General features: G+C 67.6%; 14 protein-coding genes. 8 read left to right on the top strand and 6 right to left on the bottom strand.

The features are described 5' to 3' along the window. Position 1 precedes the first annotated feature (1 nt). Together leuD and IU448_RS07950 are read left to right on the top strand one after the other, a co-directional pair. Positions 2 to 610, top strand: coding sequence for a 3-isopropylmalate dehydratase small subunit (gene leuD, locus IU448_RS07955; protein ID WP_195054758.1), 609 nt, complete (start codon positions 2 to 4; stop codon positions 608 to 610). Positions 611 to 766: 156 nt separating this feature from the next. Continuing rightward, positions 767 to 1402, top strand: a complete 636-nt coding sequence (locus IU448_RS07950) for an HU family DNA-binding protein (protein ID WP_195054757.1) — start codon at positions 767 to 769, stop codon at positions 1400 to 1402. Between the two features lie 190 nt (positions 1403 to 1592). On the opposite strand, the gene IU448_RS07945 is transcribed toward IU448_RS07950, so the two are convergent. Genes IU448_RS07945 through cofC form a run of 3 tightly spaced genes read right to left on the bottom strand, consistent with a single transcriptional unit; the run spans position 1593 to position 5513 of the window. Next, positions 1593 to 2567: a bifunctional NUDIX hydrolase/histidine phosphatase family protein gene (locus tag IU448_RS07945; protein WP_324188526.1), complete on the bottom strand. Its 975-nt coding sequence runs from the start codon at positions 2565 to 2567 to the stop codon at positions 1593 to 1595. Next, complete coding sequence (locus IU448_RS07940) at positions 2564 to 4756, bottom strand: RNA degradosome polyphosphate kinase (protein WP_195054756.1); 2193 nt, start codon at positions 4754 to 4756, stop codon at positions 2564 to 2566. Before IU448_RS07940 ends, IU448_RS07945 begins: the two co-directional genes overlap by 4 nt. A 52-nt stretch (positions 4757 to 4808) precedes the next feature. Then, entirely contained in the window at positions 4809 to 5513 is a 705-nt protein-coding gene (cofC, locus tag IU448_RS07935) for a 2-phospho-L-lactate guanylyltransferase (RefSeq protein WP_195054755.1), read from the bottom strand. A gap of 30 nt (positions 5514 to 5543) precedes the next feature. Between cofC and IU448_RS07930 the strand changes: the two genes are divergently transcribed. Together IU448_RS07930 and IU448_RS07925 are read left to right on the top strand one after the other, a co-directional pair. Next, positions 5544 to 6539, top strand: a complete 996-nt coding sequence (locus IU448_RS07930) for an NAD(P)H-dependent glycerol-3-phosphate dehydrogenase (protein WP_195054754.1) — start codon at positions 5544 to 5546, stop codon at positions 6537 to 6539. Between the two features lie 57 nt (positions 6540 to 6596). After that, the gene (locus tag IU448_RS07925) at positions 6597 to 7715 is read left to right on the top strand and encodes a D-alanine--D-alanine ligase family protein (RefSeq protein WP_195054753.1); all 1119 of its coding nucleotides are present in this window, start codon (positions 6597 to 6599) and stop codon (positions 7713 to 7715) included. Between the two features lie 162 nt (positions 7716 to 7877). Here the strand turns inward: IU448_RS07925 and IU448_RS07920 are convergent, their stop codons facing one another. Beyond that, positions 7878 to 8471, bottom strand: coding sequence for a DUF3515 domain-containing protein (locus tag IU448_RS07920; RefSeq protein ID WP_195054752.1), 594 nt, complete (start codon positions 8469 to 8471; stop codon positions 7878 to 7880). 466 nt (positions 8472 to 8937) lie between these two features. On the opposite strand from IU448_RS07920, the gene IU448_RS07915 reads away from it, so the two are divergent. The 4 genes from IU448_RS07915 to IU448_RS07900 are packed head-to-tail and all read left to right on the top strand — an operon-like array spanning position 8938 to position 11870. Further along, complete coding sequence (locus tag IU448_RS07915; RefSeq protein WP_324188525.1) at positions 8938 to 9969, top strand: thiamine-phosphate kinase; 1032 nt, start codon at positions 8938 to 8940, stop codon at positions 9967 to 9969. 11 nt (positions 9970 to 9980) lie between these two features. Then, the gene (locus tag IU448_RS07910) at positions 9981 to 10664 is read left to right on the top strand and encodes a uracil-DNA glycosylase (protein WP_195054750.1); all 684 of its coding nucleotides are present in this window, start codon (positions 9981 to 9983) and stop codon (positions 10662 to 10664) included. 36 nt (positions 10665 to 10700) lie between these two features. Then, complete coding sequence (locus IU448_RS07905; RefSeq protein ID WP_195054749.1) at positions 10701 to 10940, top strand: hypothetical protein; 240 nt, start codon at positions 10701 to 10703, stop codon at positions 10938 to 10940. A gap of 51 nt (positions 10941 to 10991) precedes the next feature. Next, positions 10992 to 11870: an alpha/beta hydrolase gene (locus tag IU448_RS07900; RefSeq protein ID WP_324188524.1), complete on the top strand. Its 879-nt coding sequence runs from the start codon at positions 10992 to 10994 to the stop codon at positions 11868 to 11870. Between the two features lie 183 nt (positions 11871 to 12053). On the opposite strand, the gene IU448_RS07895 is transcribed toward IU448_RS07900, so the two are convergent. Together IU448_RS07895 and IU448_RS07890 are read right to left on the bottom strand one after the other, a co-directional pair. Further along, on the bottom strand, positions 12054 to 12839 hold the full coding sequence (locus IU448_RS07895; protein WP_195054747.1) for an enoyl-CoA hydratase/isomerase family protein: 786 nt from the start codon (positions 12837 to 12839) through the stop codon (positions 12054 to 12056). Then, positions 12836 to 13276 carry a GNAT family N-acetyltransferase gene (locus tag IU448_RS07890; protein ID WP_324188548.1) on the bottom strand — a complete coding sequence of 147 codons (441 nt, stop codon included), beginning with the start codon at positions 13274 to 13276 and terminating at the stop codon, positions 12836 to 12838. Before IU448_RS07890 ends, IU448_RS07895 begins: the two co-directional genes overlap by 4 nt. Between the last annotated feature and the right edge of the window lie 112 nt (positions 13277 to 13388).

Genomic DNA, 13388 nt, shown 5'->3' with positions numbered 1-13388 from the left:
CATGGATGCCTTCACCGTGCACAAGGGGATCGGCGTTCCGCTGCGCCGGTCCAATGTGGACACCGATCAGATCATCCCGGCCGTCTATCTGAAGCGTGTGACTCGAACAGGATTCGAAGACGGCCTGTTCGCCGCATGGCGGGGCGATGAGAACTTCATTCTGAACACCGAACCGTACTCCCGCGGCTCCGTGCTCGTGGCCGGACCGGATTTCGGCACCGGATCGTCGCGTGAGCACGCGGTCTGGGCGCTCATGGACTATGGCTTTCGGGTAGTTATCTCTTCACGTTTCGCCGACATCTTCCGCGGTAATGCGGGCAAGGGTGGTCTACTCGCTGCGCGAATGTCACAGAATGATGTCGAAATGCTCTGGAAGTTGCTCGAGGAACAGCCCGGACTGGAATTGGTTGTCGACCTCCAGGCGCGCACGGTGACCGCAGGAACCGTCGTGTTGCCGTTCGATATTGACGACTACACGAGGTGGCGCCTGTTGGAAGGATTGGATGACATCGGCCTGACCCTGCGGCGTAGCGATGTGATCGCCGAGTTCGAAAAGGCAAGGCCGGGTTGGAAACCAAAGACCCTTCCCGAACCTATTTCGCAGGCGTAATGTTCTCGGCCTCTTAGTGACGCCTCGGATGACGCGGTAGCTGTGCGTGTGCTAGGCCACATGAATTTTGGCGTGGCACATAGACTCTTGCCCAATGTGGGTTTACCGTGGTACCTAGTCGGTCCGACGACGGGCCATTAGTCTGCGGAGGATTCAATGAACAAGGCGGAACTGATCGACGTTCTGACCGAAAAGTTGGGTACTGACAGGCGCACGGCCACCGCGGCAGTCGAGCATGTGGTCGACACGATCGTGCGTGCGGTACACAAAGGACAGAGCGTCACCATCACCGGATTCGGTGTGTTCGAACAGCGGAAGCGGGCGGCGCGCGTCGCGCGTAATCCGCGCACCGGGGAAACCGTCAAGGTGAAGCCCACTTCGGTGCCGGCCTTCCGGCCCGGTGCGCAGTTCAAGGCGGTAATCGCGGGTAAACAGAAGCTTGCGGCCACCGGCCCGGCGGTCAAACGCGGTGTCAATGCTCCTGTGGCGGCCAAGAAATCCACGGCCAAGAAGACCACGGCGAAGAAAACCACCGCCAAGAAGTCGGCCACCAAGGCGCCCGCCAAAACCACGGCGCGTAAGACCGCCACCAAGGCGCCGGCCAAGAGCACCGCCGCCAAGAAGGCGGCTACGAAGACGGCGGCGCGTAAGACCACCGCGAAGAAGAGCCCGGCCAAGGCCACGGCGAAGAAGACGACGGCCAAGGCGACCGCCAAGAAGACCCCGGCGACGAAGAAGGCGACCACCGCGAAGCGGACCACGGCGAAGAAAGCCGCCAAGAAGGCGCGCTGATTCGACCGGCCGCGGATGCCGCGGAAATCCCCGACGGCTTTCCGACCCGCGAACGGTGCTCGTCGACGGGTATCGCGTGCCGTATCTCGGCTCGCGTGCTCGCGACCCCCACAACCGAAACGCCGGACGGACCAGCCCCCGGGCGATCCCCGGGGGCGTGACCGTTTCCACGGCCGGTGAGGGTTCGGCGCTACCCGGTCGCCGGCGCAGTATCGACCGACAGCGATCGGTCCAGATGATCGGCGGCGACCAAACGGTCGCCCGCGAAGGACAACACCCAGACCGACCCTTTCCGGGTGCGGGCGGGTGACAGCTTCATCCCATCCCGTTCCGCCCACCACCGGACGAGATCCGGAACGGTGTCGCCTTGACTGCACAGGACGGGCACCGCCCGGGCGGACAGGGCCAGCGATCGGATATGTTCCCGCGCCTTCGGGGTATCCGCGGCGTATCCGATATCCCCGAGCAGCGGATCCACCGCCACCTCGACTCCCAGTTCCTCGGCCAGCGGCGCCACCGTCTGCACGCAGCGCAGCGGTTCGGCGGAATGGATTTCCCCGGCGCCGAAGGCGAGCAGATTCGGCACCAGTGCGAGCGCCTGCTGATATCCCGCGGATTCGAGCGGGCGTTGTTCGTCCGGGCCACGGAACCGGTCGCGGCGCCCGGCCTTGGCGTGCCGGACCACCAGTGCCGTCCGGGTATCGGCCGGTAACCGGGTGAACGCCCGCACGATCTGGCGATCCATCGGATACGACAGCGCCGACATCACCGTCTCCAGCGGGCACCAGGTGAGTTCGTCGACTTCGTTGTTCGCCGTGAATGCACCGCCGGTCACCTCGGCGGCCCAGTAATCGACTCGTTTCAGCCGGCGATGCCCCGGGATCGGATAGGTGACCTTGCCCAGATAGCGGCCCAGCCGGGGCCGCAGCCCGGTCTCCTCCTCGGTTTCACGGACCGCGGCCAGGACCGGAGTTTCCCCGGGATCGAGTTTTCCCTTCGGCAGCGACCAGTCGTCGTATTTGGGCCGGCGGATCACGGCGATTTCCATCTGCCCGGCCGCATCGGGCGCGTACCGCCACAGCACTGTGCCGGCGGCATGAATATTGGCTGTGGTCCGGGGATCCGGATAGGACGGCGGGGTATGCGTGGTGTCCACTGCGTTCACTGCTGATCCGGGCGGCGCAGGCGCATCAGCGACACCTGATGGTCGCGGACCTCGATCCCGTCACCGTCGGGGCCGGTGCCGACCCGATCGGGGCGGGACAACCAATTACCGTCGGCATCCAGGACCCAGCAGCGCGTCATCGGATGCAATGCCGATTCGAAGATCCCATCCAGCCGTTCCCGTAGTTTCGGGTCTTTCACCTGCGCCATGACCTCCACGCGGCGATCCAGATTCCGGTGCATCATATCGGCGCTGCCGATCCAGAACTCGTCCTGCGCCGCGAAGTTGAGAATTCGCGAATGCTCCAGCACCCGGCCCAGGATCGACCGCACTTCGATGTTGTCGCTCATTCCGGGGACCCCCGGCCGCAATCCGCAGATACTGCGGACCACGATCTGCACCGGAACTCCCGCCTGCGAGGCGCGGTAGAGCGCGTCGATCACCTGTTCGTCGACAAGGGCATTGGCCTTCAGCCGAATCCGGGCCGCCGCGCCCGCGCGGGCCAATTCGATCTCACGTTCGATCCGGGAGATGATTCCGGCCCGGATACCGTGGGGGGCAACCAGGATGTTGCGGTAATCGGCCTTTCGGGAATAGCCGGTGAGCGAATTGAACAGATCGGTGAGATCGGCGCCGATCTCGGGTGCCGCGGTGAGCAGGCCCACATCCTCGTAGAGGCGGGCGGTCTTGGGATTGTAGTTACCGGTGCCGATATGGCAGTAGCGGCGGATGGTGGAGCCTTCCCGCCGCACCACCAGGCAGGTTTTGCAATGCGTTTTCAAACCGACCAGGCCATAGACCACATGCACCCCGGCCTGTTCCAGGGTGCGCGCCCATTTGATATTGGCCTGCTCGTCGAACCGCGCTTTGATCTCCACCAGCGCCACCACCTGCTTACCGGCCTCGGCGGCGTCGATGAGCGCGTTCACGATGGGGGAATCGCCGGAGGTGCGGTACAGGGTTTGTTTGATCGCCAGGACCTGCGGGTCGGCGGCGGCCTGTTCGATGAAACGCTGCACGCTGGTGGAAAAGGAATCGTACGGGTGGTGCACCAGCACATCGCCTTCGCGCAGGGCGGCGAAGACATTGCGCGGGGTTTCGCGTTCACCGAATGCCGGCGGGGTCGCGGGAACGTAGGGTACGTCCTTGAGATTCGGGCGGTCCACCCCGTACACCTGCCACAGGCACGACAGATCCAGCAGGCCCGGCACCTGGATGACATCGCCCGGATCGACTTCCAGTTCCCGCAGCAGCAGGTCGAGCATATGCTCGGTCATATCGTCGGAAACCTCGAGCCGCACCGGGGAACCGAAGCGGCGGCGGGCCAGTTCGCGTTCCAGCGCCTGCAGCAGATCCTCGTCGCGGTCCTCGTCGACCTCGAAATCGGCGTTACGGGTGATCCGGAACGAATGGTGCTCGACCACCGTCATTCCTGGGAACAACTGGTCCAGATGCGCCGCGATCAATGCCTCCATCGGCAGGAACGCCGCGATCGAGGCGCCGTTGCCGGAACCGGGCCGGCGTACTCGCACGAACCGGTCCACATTGTCGGGAACTTTCACGCGGGCGAAATGCTCGCCGCCGGTGGTCTGGTCCTGGACGGTGACCGCGAGATTGAGACTGAGCCCGCTGATATAAGGGAACGGATGCGCGGGATCCACGGCCAGGGGGGTGAGCACCGGGAAAACCTGATCCTGGAAATGCGCCGACAGCCGTTCTCGCTCGGGCTCGGCCAGATCGGCCCAGTCGATGATCTCGATACCCTCCGCGGTGAGCGCGGGCAGCACCTCGGTGAGGAACACCTCGGCGTGGCGGACGGCGAGATCCTGGGTGCGGGCCGCGATCAGCTCGAGCTGCTCGCTCGGTGAGCGGCCGTCGGCCGAGCGCACCGAAAGCCCGGTTTCGGCGCGGCGTTTGAGACCGGCGACCCGGACCATATAGAACTCGTCGAGGTTCGAAGCGAAGATCGCCAGGAATTTCGCGCGTTCCAGCAGGGGCAGCGAATTGTCTTCGGCCAGCGCCAGGACACGGGCATTGAAGTCGAGCCAGCTCAGTTCCCGGTTGAGATAGCGATCGGCCGGCAAACGAGGAGTTTTCCCATCGGCCGGAATCTGGGTGGCGGCCGGAGGCGGGGTGGGTAGCACCTGCTGCTGCTTGACGGTTTCCGTATCGCTCACGCCTACGATCATCCCCTACGAACCGGACGGTGTGCAGATACCGGCGGTGACTGTTATCTCTAGTTCACGGGGTGGCGACCGGCCCGCACACCTGGGTGACCGTTTCGCGAACACGACAGGACAGGCCCAGTTCACGCAGCAGGGCAGCGGTCTCGACGCCCGTGCCCAGCGCTTGGACGGCGGCCAGATCCGCGGCGGTATCGACATCCTGGCGCAGACCCGGCCACTCGCCGGTCAGTTCGCGCGCGCCGTCGGCGCGATGGCGGTGAGCCGAATCACGGCCGAAACGGGGCCGTAGCCCGACACCCGACGGCGCGAACAAGGCCGCGGTGCCCGTCCCGGCGTGATCGGTCACCAGCGCACGCAGTTCGCCGGCAGCGGCGGCCAGTACGGCCGCCAGCTCGTCCGGGCACAAGGCGGGCAAATCGGCCTGCAATGCCAGCAGGTCCACGGCTCCATGCCGGTGCCGCAGGGCCGCCGCCGCATCGGCGAGCGCGATATTGAGGCCGTCGGGGTCGGTGCGGGCGCGGACCGGTTCGGGATGCAGCTCGGCACCGAGCGCGCGGGTCGCCTCGGCTACCACCGGGTCCGGGGTGACAATCGTGATCGCCGCGATCGCGGGGACCGCGGCGGCCGCGCGCACGGTATCGGTGAGCATGGCCAGTACCAGCCGGGACCGGTGGGCCGGCGCGAGCACACCGGCGAGCCGGCTCTTGGCACTGTCCAGGGATTTCACCGCGATGACGGCGTGCACGGAGTGCGGGCACATGGCCCCATCCTGTCATGGCATTCTGGGCTGATGACGAGGGCGGCGGTTATGGGCGCGGGATCGTGGGGTACGACACTGGCGAAGGTATTGGCCGACGCCGGGACCGAAGTCACCGTCTGGGCCCGCCGGCCCGAGGTCGCCGAGGCCCTGGCGACCGACCACCGCAACCCCTACTACCTGCCGGGGGTGCAGCTGCCGCCGATCGCCGCCACCGACGAGCACGAACGAGCCCTGGACGGCGCCGATATCGTGGTGCTCGCGGTGCCATCGCAATCCCTGCGCGCGAACCTCGAGACGTGGGCGCCCGGCATCGGCGCCGACGCCACACTGCTGAGCGTGGCCAAGGGGATCGAGAACGGCACTCTGCTGCGGATGAGCGAGGTGATCGCGGAGGTCAGCGGGGCGGATCCGGCGCGGATCGCGGTTCTGTCCGGCCCCAATCTCGCCGGTGAGCTGGCCGCCGGGCAACCGGCCGCAACAGTGATCGGCTGTATCGACGAACAACGGGCCGCGGCCATCCAGCGGGCCTGCGTCACCAGCTACTTCCGGCCCTACACCAACACCGATGTAATCGGCTGCGAAATCGGCGGCGCCTGTAAGAACGTGATCGCGCTGGCCTGCGGGATCGCCTCCGGAATGGGTTTCGGGGACAATTCCATCGCCGCGCTGATGACCCGGGGCCTGGCCGAGATCATCAGGCTCGGCGTGGCACTCGGCGCCGAACCGGCAACACTGGCCGGGCTGGCGGGGGTCGGGGATCTGATCGCCACCTGCACGTCGCCGCTTTCGCGGAACAGATCGTTCGGCGTGGCGCTCGGCTCCGGGGGATCCATGCAGGTGGCGCAGGAAGCCACCCACGGTCAGATCGCCGAAGGGGTGAAGTCCTGTAGTTCGGTCCGCGCGCTCGCCGATGCGCACGGGGTCGAGATGCCGCTCACCGAGGCCGTCCATCAGGTATGTCACGAGGGATTGGCCGTGCGGTCCGCGCTCGAGAAACTGCTGGGGCGCCGGATCAAACCCGAATGAGCCGCCGGGGCCGGTGCGCCGGGATTATCCGGTCGCGCGACAGGGTACCGTTCGGTAATGACCCGGATCAGAGTAGCCGTTGTGTTCGGCGGTCGCAGTAACGAGCACACGGTGTCGTGCGTATCGGCCGGTGCCGTCCTGCGCAACCTCGATCCGGAGCGTTACGAGGCGGTGCCGATCGGAATCACCCCCGCCGGGACCTGGCTGCTCGCCGATATCGATATCGCCGCCCTCGCCCGCCACGACCGGACCCTGCCGTCGGTGACCGGCGGCGGTACCGAACTGGTGCTGGCCGCCGATGCCAGCCGCGCCGGAACACTGGTGCCGCTCGACGATCCGGAGACCGTGCTCGGCGCCGTCGATGTGGTGTTCCCGGTGCTGCACGGGCCATTCGGCGAGGACGGCACCGTCCAGGGAATGCTGGAATTGGCGGGAATCCCGTACGTGGGCCCCGGCGTACTGGCCAGCGCCGCCGGGATGGACAAGGAGTTCACCAAGAAACTGCTGGCCGCCGACGGTTTGCCCGTGGGCGTGCAGGTGGTGCTGCGGCCCGGCACGGCGACGGTCACACCGCAGGATCGGCAGCGGCTCGGGCTGCCGGTATTCGTGAAACCCGCCCGCGGCGGGTCGTCGATCGGGATCACCAAGGTCACCGACTGGGCCGATCTGGACGCCGCGGTCGCCACCGCGCGTGAACACGATCCGAAAGTGATCGTCGAGGCCGGGATCGTCGGCCGCGAGGTCGAATGCGGTGTGCTGGAATTCCCGGACGGCCGGGTGGAAGCCAGTGTGCTCGCGGAGATCAGGATGCCCGAGGACCTCGCCGACGCCGACGCCGGGGAGAAGCCCGCCGGTCCGGCTTTCTACGATTTCGACACCAAATACCTCGACGACGTCTGCGAATTCGATGTCCCGGCCAAACTGGACGACGATATCGCCGAGGAAGTCCGGACGATGGCGGTACGCGCTTTCCGGGCACTGGACTGTCAGGGGCTGGCGCGCGTCGATTTCTTCGTCACCGACGACGGACCGGTGATCAACGAGATCAACACCATGCCCGGTTTCACACCGATCTCGATGTATCCGCGGATGTGGCAGGAAACCGGGGTGGGTTATGCGGAGCTGCTGACGAATCTCGTCGATACCGCCCTTGCCCGCGGAACGGGTCTGCGCTAGGTCGGATTCGGGTTGTGCCGGGTCGACCAGGGTTGTGCTGTGTCGTCCTCGGCGTGCTGAATCGGCTTGGGGTGTGCCGAGTCGCCCCGGTCTGCTGAGCCGGCGGGATGCGCTGGCCGGCCGGGTTGCGCCGAATCGTCCGTGGGCGAGTTCGCGGAGAAACTAGTTGGGCAGTTCACCGGGATCGAGCGGCTGTGCCGGCAGATGCGCAGTGATGGCATCCGAGACCGCCTGCAGCGGAGTAGGCCCGGAGCCGTCGGGAACGGTGAGCGCGATATAGGTTTCGCGGTCTACCGCGAACCAGGTGGCAGTGGCCGCGGTATCGTCGCGGACCTCGAACCATTGCACCCCGTTGACCACCTGCAGTGGGGAAGCCCGATTGAACTCCAGCGGACGATCCAGACCGCAGCGCAACACCACCGCGTCGCCGCCGTCCGGTCGCTGCCAGGCGGCCGTCGCCGGTGGGGCGGGGTCGACCAGGGTGGACCGGGTGAAATCGCCGAGGTCGGCGGGCAGCGCGGGCAGCAGCGCCGAACAGGCCGGACCGTCGGCCGCGGGCGCCGGCACCGGACCGAGTGCCAGCGGTTCGCGTTCGGCCGGGCCGCGCAATACAATCACCGCCGCGACGAGGACCCCTACCAGCAGCGCCACCGGCAACGCGACCGCGGTCGCGATCAGGGCGGGGTGGTAGGGCGGGCGTTCGGAGGTCGCGTTGCCGGGGGTTTCGGTGTTCTCGTCCGGCGATGTCCCCGGCATCCTCGACTGTCCTTTCTGCGGTGCGTGGCACATGGGTTGTCCGGTACGGGGCGCAGGAGCCTGCTCCGGGCCGGTGCACCGGGTTCGCGGGATACGGGCACCCGGCCTCGCCGCCGCAAGCGTGGCTTTCGGTGCAGCCGCCGCGGGCAGGTCGCGGGGCCGCTCTCGGCCACCGGGCACAGGGTACCGTCAGTGCGGAAAGTGCCGGACGACGGCTGCCGCCGTGCGCGGTCCAGACCCGCGAGGCCGCATATTCGATCCGGGCAACCGGGGCGGGGCAACGCTGCTGTCGCGGTGGGCACTACCGTCAGCACGGTCCGCGGCGACCGGACGTGCCGCGCATCGAGGTCCTGCGCGACGAGAGCCGGGTGCTCGGCGCCGTGCCCCGGTTCGCCGGCCCGGCCGAATCGCGCGCCGGGCGGTTCCGGAGTTCGGTGACCGTTCGGTAGTAGCGCAAGTAAGGAAGGTGTCGGCGATCAGCAATCCACCTACAGTGCGCGACCTGGGCGAATTCGGCCTGATCGACCGGATCAACGCGGGCCGGATACAGGGATCCGCCATCCGATTGGGTCCCGGCGACGACGCCGCCGTCCTGGCGGCCGCGCGCGGGCAATACGTCGTGAGCACGGATATGTTGATCGAGGGCCGGCACTTCCGGCTGGACTGGTCGAATCCGGACGAGATCGGACGTAAGGCGATCGCGCAGAACGCGGCGGATATCTATGCCATGGGCGCCGAGCCCGTGGGGTACGTGATCGGCCTGGGACTGCCCGGCGATACCCCGGTCGATTTCGTCACAGCTCTCGCGGACGGGTTCTGGGCCGAGGCAGGACGCGCGGGCGGATCCATCGCGGGCGGCGATATCGTGCACAGCGCGCAACTGGTGATCTCGGTTACGGCTTTCGGTGATCCGCTGGGTGAGCGGCCGGTCACCCGCTCGGGCGCGCGGGTCGGGGGCACGGTGGCGATCGCGGGCCGTCCGGGATGGTCCGCGGCCGGGCTCGCCCTGTTGTCGCAGGCGCACCAGGCAGCCGTGGACCGCGACCGGGATCCGGCCGCTGGGGCAGTGGCGGCCGCGGTCGCCGCGCACCGGTCGCCGCAACCGGCCTACGACCTGGTTCGCGCGGCCATGGGCGCCGGTGCGCCGCCGGAAGCGCTCACCGATATCTCCGACGGGTTGCTCGCCGATCTCGGGCATCTGGCCGCCGCCTCGGGAGTCGCGGTAGCGGTGGACTCCGCACCCCTGCACGATCCCGGCCTGCGGTTGTGTGCCGAGGAGTTGGAAGCGGATGCCCGGCAATGGGTTCTGACCGGCGGTGAGGATCATGTGTTCGCCGGGGTGTGGGCGCCCGGGACGGCCCCGCCGCCCGGCTGGACTTCCATCGGACGTATCGAGGCGGGTCGAGGCGTCATCGTGGACGGTATGCGCTATCAGGGGCCGGCCGGCTGGGAGGCATTCTCCGGCTCGGAGTCGGCGAAATCGGACGACTCACGATAGGTTGTGCGGTCATGGGCACGAAACCACTCGCCGAAATCATCGATCCGGGCTGGGCGAAAGCGTTGGACCCGGTGGCCGACCGGATCGCGGCGATGGGTGAGTTCCTGCGTGCCGAGAACGCCGCCGGGCGCGGATATCTACCGGCCGGGGAAAATGTGCTGCGTGCCTTCCAGCATCCGTTCGACGGCGTGCGAGTACTGGTCGTCGGTCAGGACCCCTATCCCACGCCGGGCCATGCCATGGGGTTGAGCTTCTCGGTGGCGCCGGATGTTTCACCGGTCCCGCGCAGCCTGGCCAATATCTTCGCCGAGTACAGCAAGGATCTGGGCCACCCCACGCCCACGAGCGGGGATCTGAGCCCGTGGTCGGACCAGGGCGTGCTGCTGCTGAACCGCGTGCTGACAGTCTCGCCCGGCACGCCCGCTTCGCATCGCGGCAAGGGCTGGGAGCCGGTCACCGAACAGGCCATCCGCGCCCTGGTGGACCGGAACGAACCCCTGGTAGCGGTGCTGTGGGGGCGTGACGCCGGCTCGCTGAAACCGGTGCTGACCCAAGCCGGGGTGCCTTGTATCGAGTCCGCGCATCCGTCACCGTTGTCGGCGTCGCGCGGATTCTTCGGTTCGCGTCCGTTCTCCCGGGTGAACGAACTCCTGGACGAACTCGGTGCCGAACCGGTGGACTGGCGCCTGCCCTGACCGGGCGTCGAAAAAGAAACAAGTGAGGAGCACACCATGAATCTGCGCGGCATCACCGCCACGCTCGCGCTGGGCGCCGCCGCCCTGTCCGGCAGCGCCGGGGCGACGGCTGGAGCGGCCCCGCTGACCCTGCAGCCGGCCCAGCCGGTCACCGAACCCGCGCCGGTCGCCGAGGATTTCACCTCGTCCGGTTCGTCCACGATCTCCGCGTCGGTGAACGCCAAGGGCGCGTGCCTGTTCCAGCGGACCCTCAGCGCGATGGACCTGGACTGCTGATTTTGTCCGTTCGTACGGCGTAACGTCCGCATATTTGCGATGCTGCGAATCGTGAGTAATGCGAACAATCTGCTCGATCCCGTCCGGCTGCGGTTCCGTGGCGCGGGCGGGATCGAGCTCGTTGCGGACCGATACGGCCCCGCGGACGGTCCGACGGCGCTGTTCCTGCACGGCGGCGGTCAAACCCGGCACTCCTGGAAACAGACGGGCGCGCAACTCGGCGCCGCCGGAATCCGCGCGGTCACAATGGACGCGCGCGGACACGGCGACAGCCAATGGGCACTCGACCGCGATTACCGCTACGAGACCATGGTCGGCGATGTACACGCAGTACTGGAACAACTGGGCGGCGGCCCGACCGTCCTGGTCGGCGCCAGTATGGGCGGGATAACCGGCCTGCTGGCCACCGCTGCCCCGGGCGGGGAGGCGATCTCGGCGCTGGTCCTGGTCGATATCGTCACCCGGCCCGAACCCGCGGGAGTCAACCGGGTCGTCACATTCCTCAACAAGAATCCCGAAGGATTCGCCACCGTGGAAGAAGCCGCGGACGCGGTCGCGCAATATATGCCGCACCGGCCCCGGCCGAAATCCAGCGCGGGCCTGCTCCGTAATCTCCGGCAGCGCGACGGGCGCTGGTACTGGCACTGGGATCCGGGCATTCTCGGTGACAAAGGACACGACCCCGCCGAGATGGCCCGTAACCTCGAGAGCGTCGCCCGGGCACTGACGATCCCGGTACTGCTCGTCCGGGGCATGAAATCCGATGTCGTCAGTGCCGAAGGCGCCGCCGAATTCCAGGAACTGGTACCGCACGCGGAAATCGCCGAAATCGGCAATGCCGCCCACACCGCCGCCGGTGACGACAACGACGCCTTCACCGAGGCGGTCGCCCGGTTCGTGCTACGCGCCGGCGCAACTGACCGCTGCTAGAAACCACGCAGCCGCCGGCCGGTTCGGATTCCGCGACCGAACCAGATCGGCACCCCCAGCTCATCAATGCGCTGACGCAGACGGCGGGTTCCCGTGTGTACCGCCGCGATATTCGCGCTTGCGGCGCATCATCTCGCGGTCGGAACGATGGACAGGCGGGTTATGCGCGGTCAGGGGCCCGGATCAACTCAAGCCGGAATAGTCGGGGGCGCGTTTGGCGAGGAACGCGTCGACGCCTTCGCGGCCGGTCGGGCTACCGGCGGCTTTGCCCATGGCGTCGCGTTCGGCGTCCAGTTGTTCGCTCAGGGTCGCGGTGGCAGAGCTGCTGAGCAGGGTGCGGATCGAGGTGTAGCTGGCGCGGGGGCCGCGGGCCAGCGTACGGGCGAGTTCGCGGGCGGCGTCCTGGACGGCGTCGTCGCTGCCGGTGAGCCGCGCCAGAATGCCTAGGCGGTGGGCTTCGGCGGCATCCAGCACGGTGTCGGTGAGCATGATGTCGCGGGCCTTCGCGACGCCGACCAGCCGCGGTAGTGTCCACGACATACCGCCGTCCGGGCTCAACCCCACACCGGGGTAGGCGGGCCGCATCCGCGTGCCCGGGCCGCCGATCGCGATATCGGCGGCACATACCAGGCTCATACCGGCGCCGGCCGCCCAGCCGTGTACCGCTGCGACCACCGGAACCGGCGCGGCATCCAACGCGCGGACGAAAACGTGCAGCGTATCGGCGAGCTGGTACAGGTGCGCGGAGCGGTCCTCGGCGGCGGCGAAATCCCGGACATCGCCACCGGCGCAGAAGTTGGGGCCGGAACCGGTGAGCAGTACGGCCCCCACATCCGTACCCGCCGCGGCCAAGGCGGCGGTTCCCGCGGCGACTCCCGCGAAATCGAGGGAGGTCCCTCGGGCCGCGGTGGACAGGGTGATCTCCAGGACCCCGTCCTCGATCCGGATGTATTCGGTTTCGGTGCTCATGACCGGCACTCTACTGCGGGGCGCACCATCCTGATCTCGGTCGTGGTGGCGAACCGTTCCGCGCGGGCGGTGCCGTCGGGTACGAAACCGTACTTGCTGTAAAAGGCGCGGGCGCGCGGATTCTGCTCGAAAACCCACAATGAGCAGGACTTTCCGGGTATCAGCACGGCCTCCAGCAGGGCCTGGGCGAGCCCGGTGCCGTACCAGGAGGCCCGGACGTACAGGGCGCTCAGTTCCCGTTCGGCGACCGCCGGATACTCGCTCGGCGCACCGTAGTGGACGAACCCGACGACCTCGCCGCCGGATTCCGCCACCAGGAAGGTTCCGCGGGGTTCGCGAGCCGTCCGTTCCACCGTGGCGGCACGGCGTTCCGGATCCAAGGCCGCCAATACATGATCGGGTACCAGCGCGTGATAAGCCTCACGCCAGCACGCGATATGGCAGACCGCCAGCGCATGGGCGTGTTCCGGCCGGAGCGGAACTATTCGCCACGGCGGCCCGGACCCCGGCTGCTCCGCACTGTTCGGATCGATAGGTGAACCCTCCGAT

It is taken from the genome of Nocardia flavorosea (assembly GCF_015477805.1).
In the GTDB taxonomy this organism is placed as follows: Bacteria; Actinomycetota; Actinomycetes; order Mycobacteriales; family Mycobacteriaceae; genus Nocardia; species Nocardia flavorosea_A.
This window is presented reverse-complemented; position numbering and strand designations above follow the sequence as displayed.

Bases quoted from the DNA above. Each gene is read 5' to 3' on its own strand.
- IU448_RS07895 (WP_195054747.1), bottom strand. From the start codon at position 12,839: ATGAGCACCGAAACCGAATACATCCGGATCGAGGACGGGGTCCTGGAG.
- IU448_RS07910 (WP_195054750.1), top strand. From the start codon at position 9,981: ATGGGCACGAAACCACTCGCCGAAATCATCGATCCGGGCTGGGCGAAA.
- IU448_RS07930 (WP_195054754.1), top strand. From the start codon at position 5,544: ATGACGAGGGCGGCGGTTATGGGCGCGGGATCGTGGGGTACGACACTG.
- IU448_RS07925 (WP_195054753.1), top strand. From the start codon at position 6,597: ATGACCCGGATCAGAGTAGCCGTTGTGTTCGGCGGTCGCAGTAACGAG.
- leuD (WP_195054758.1), top strand. From the start codon at position 2: ATGGATGCCTTCACCGTGCACAAGGGGATCGGCGTTCCGCTGCGCCGG.
- IU448_RS07920 (WP_195054752.1), bottom strand. From the start codon at position 8,471: ATGCCGGGGACATCGCCGGACGAGAACACCGAAACCCCCGGCAACGCG.
- IU448_RS07950 (WP_195054757.1), top strand. From the start codon at position 767: ATGAACAAGGCGGAACTGATCGACGTTCTGACCGAAAAGTTGGGTACT.
- IU448_RS07940 (WP_195054756.1), bottom strand. From the start codon at position 4,756: ATGATCGTAGGCGTGAGCGATACGGAAACCGTCAAGCAGCAGCAGGTG.
- IU448_RS07905 (WP_195054749.1), top strand. From the start codon at position 10,701: ATGAATCTGCGCGGCATCACCGCCACGCTCGCGCTGGGCGCCGCCGCC.
- cofC (WP_195054755.1), bottom strand. From the start codon at position 5,513: ATGTGCCCGCACTCCGTGCACGCCGTCATCGCGGTGAAATCCCTGGAC.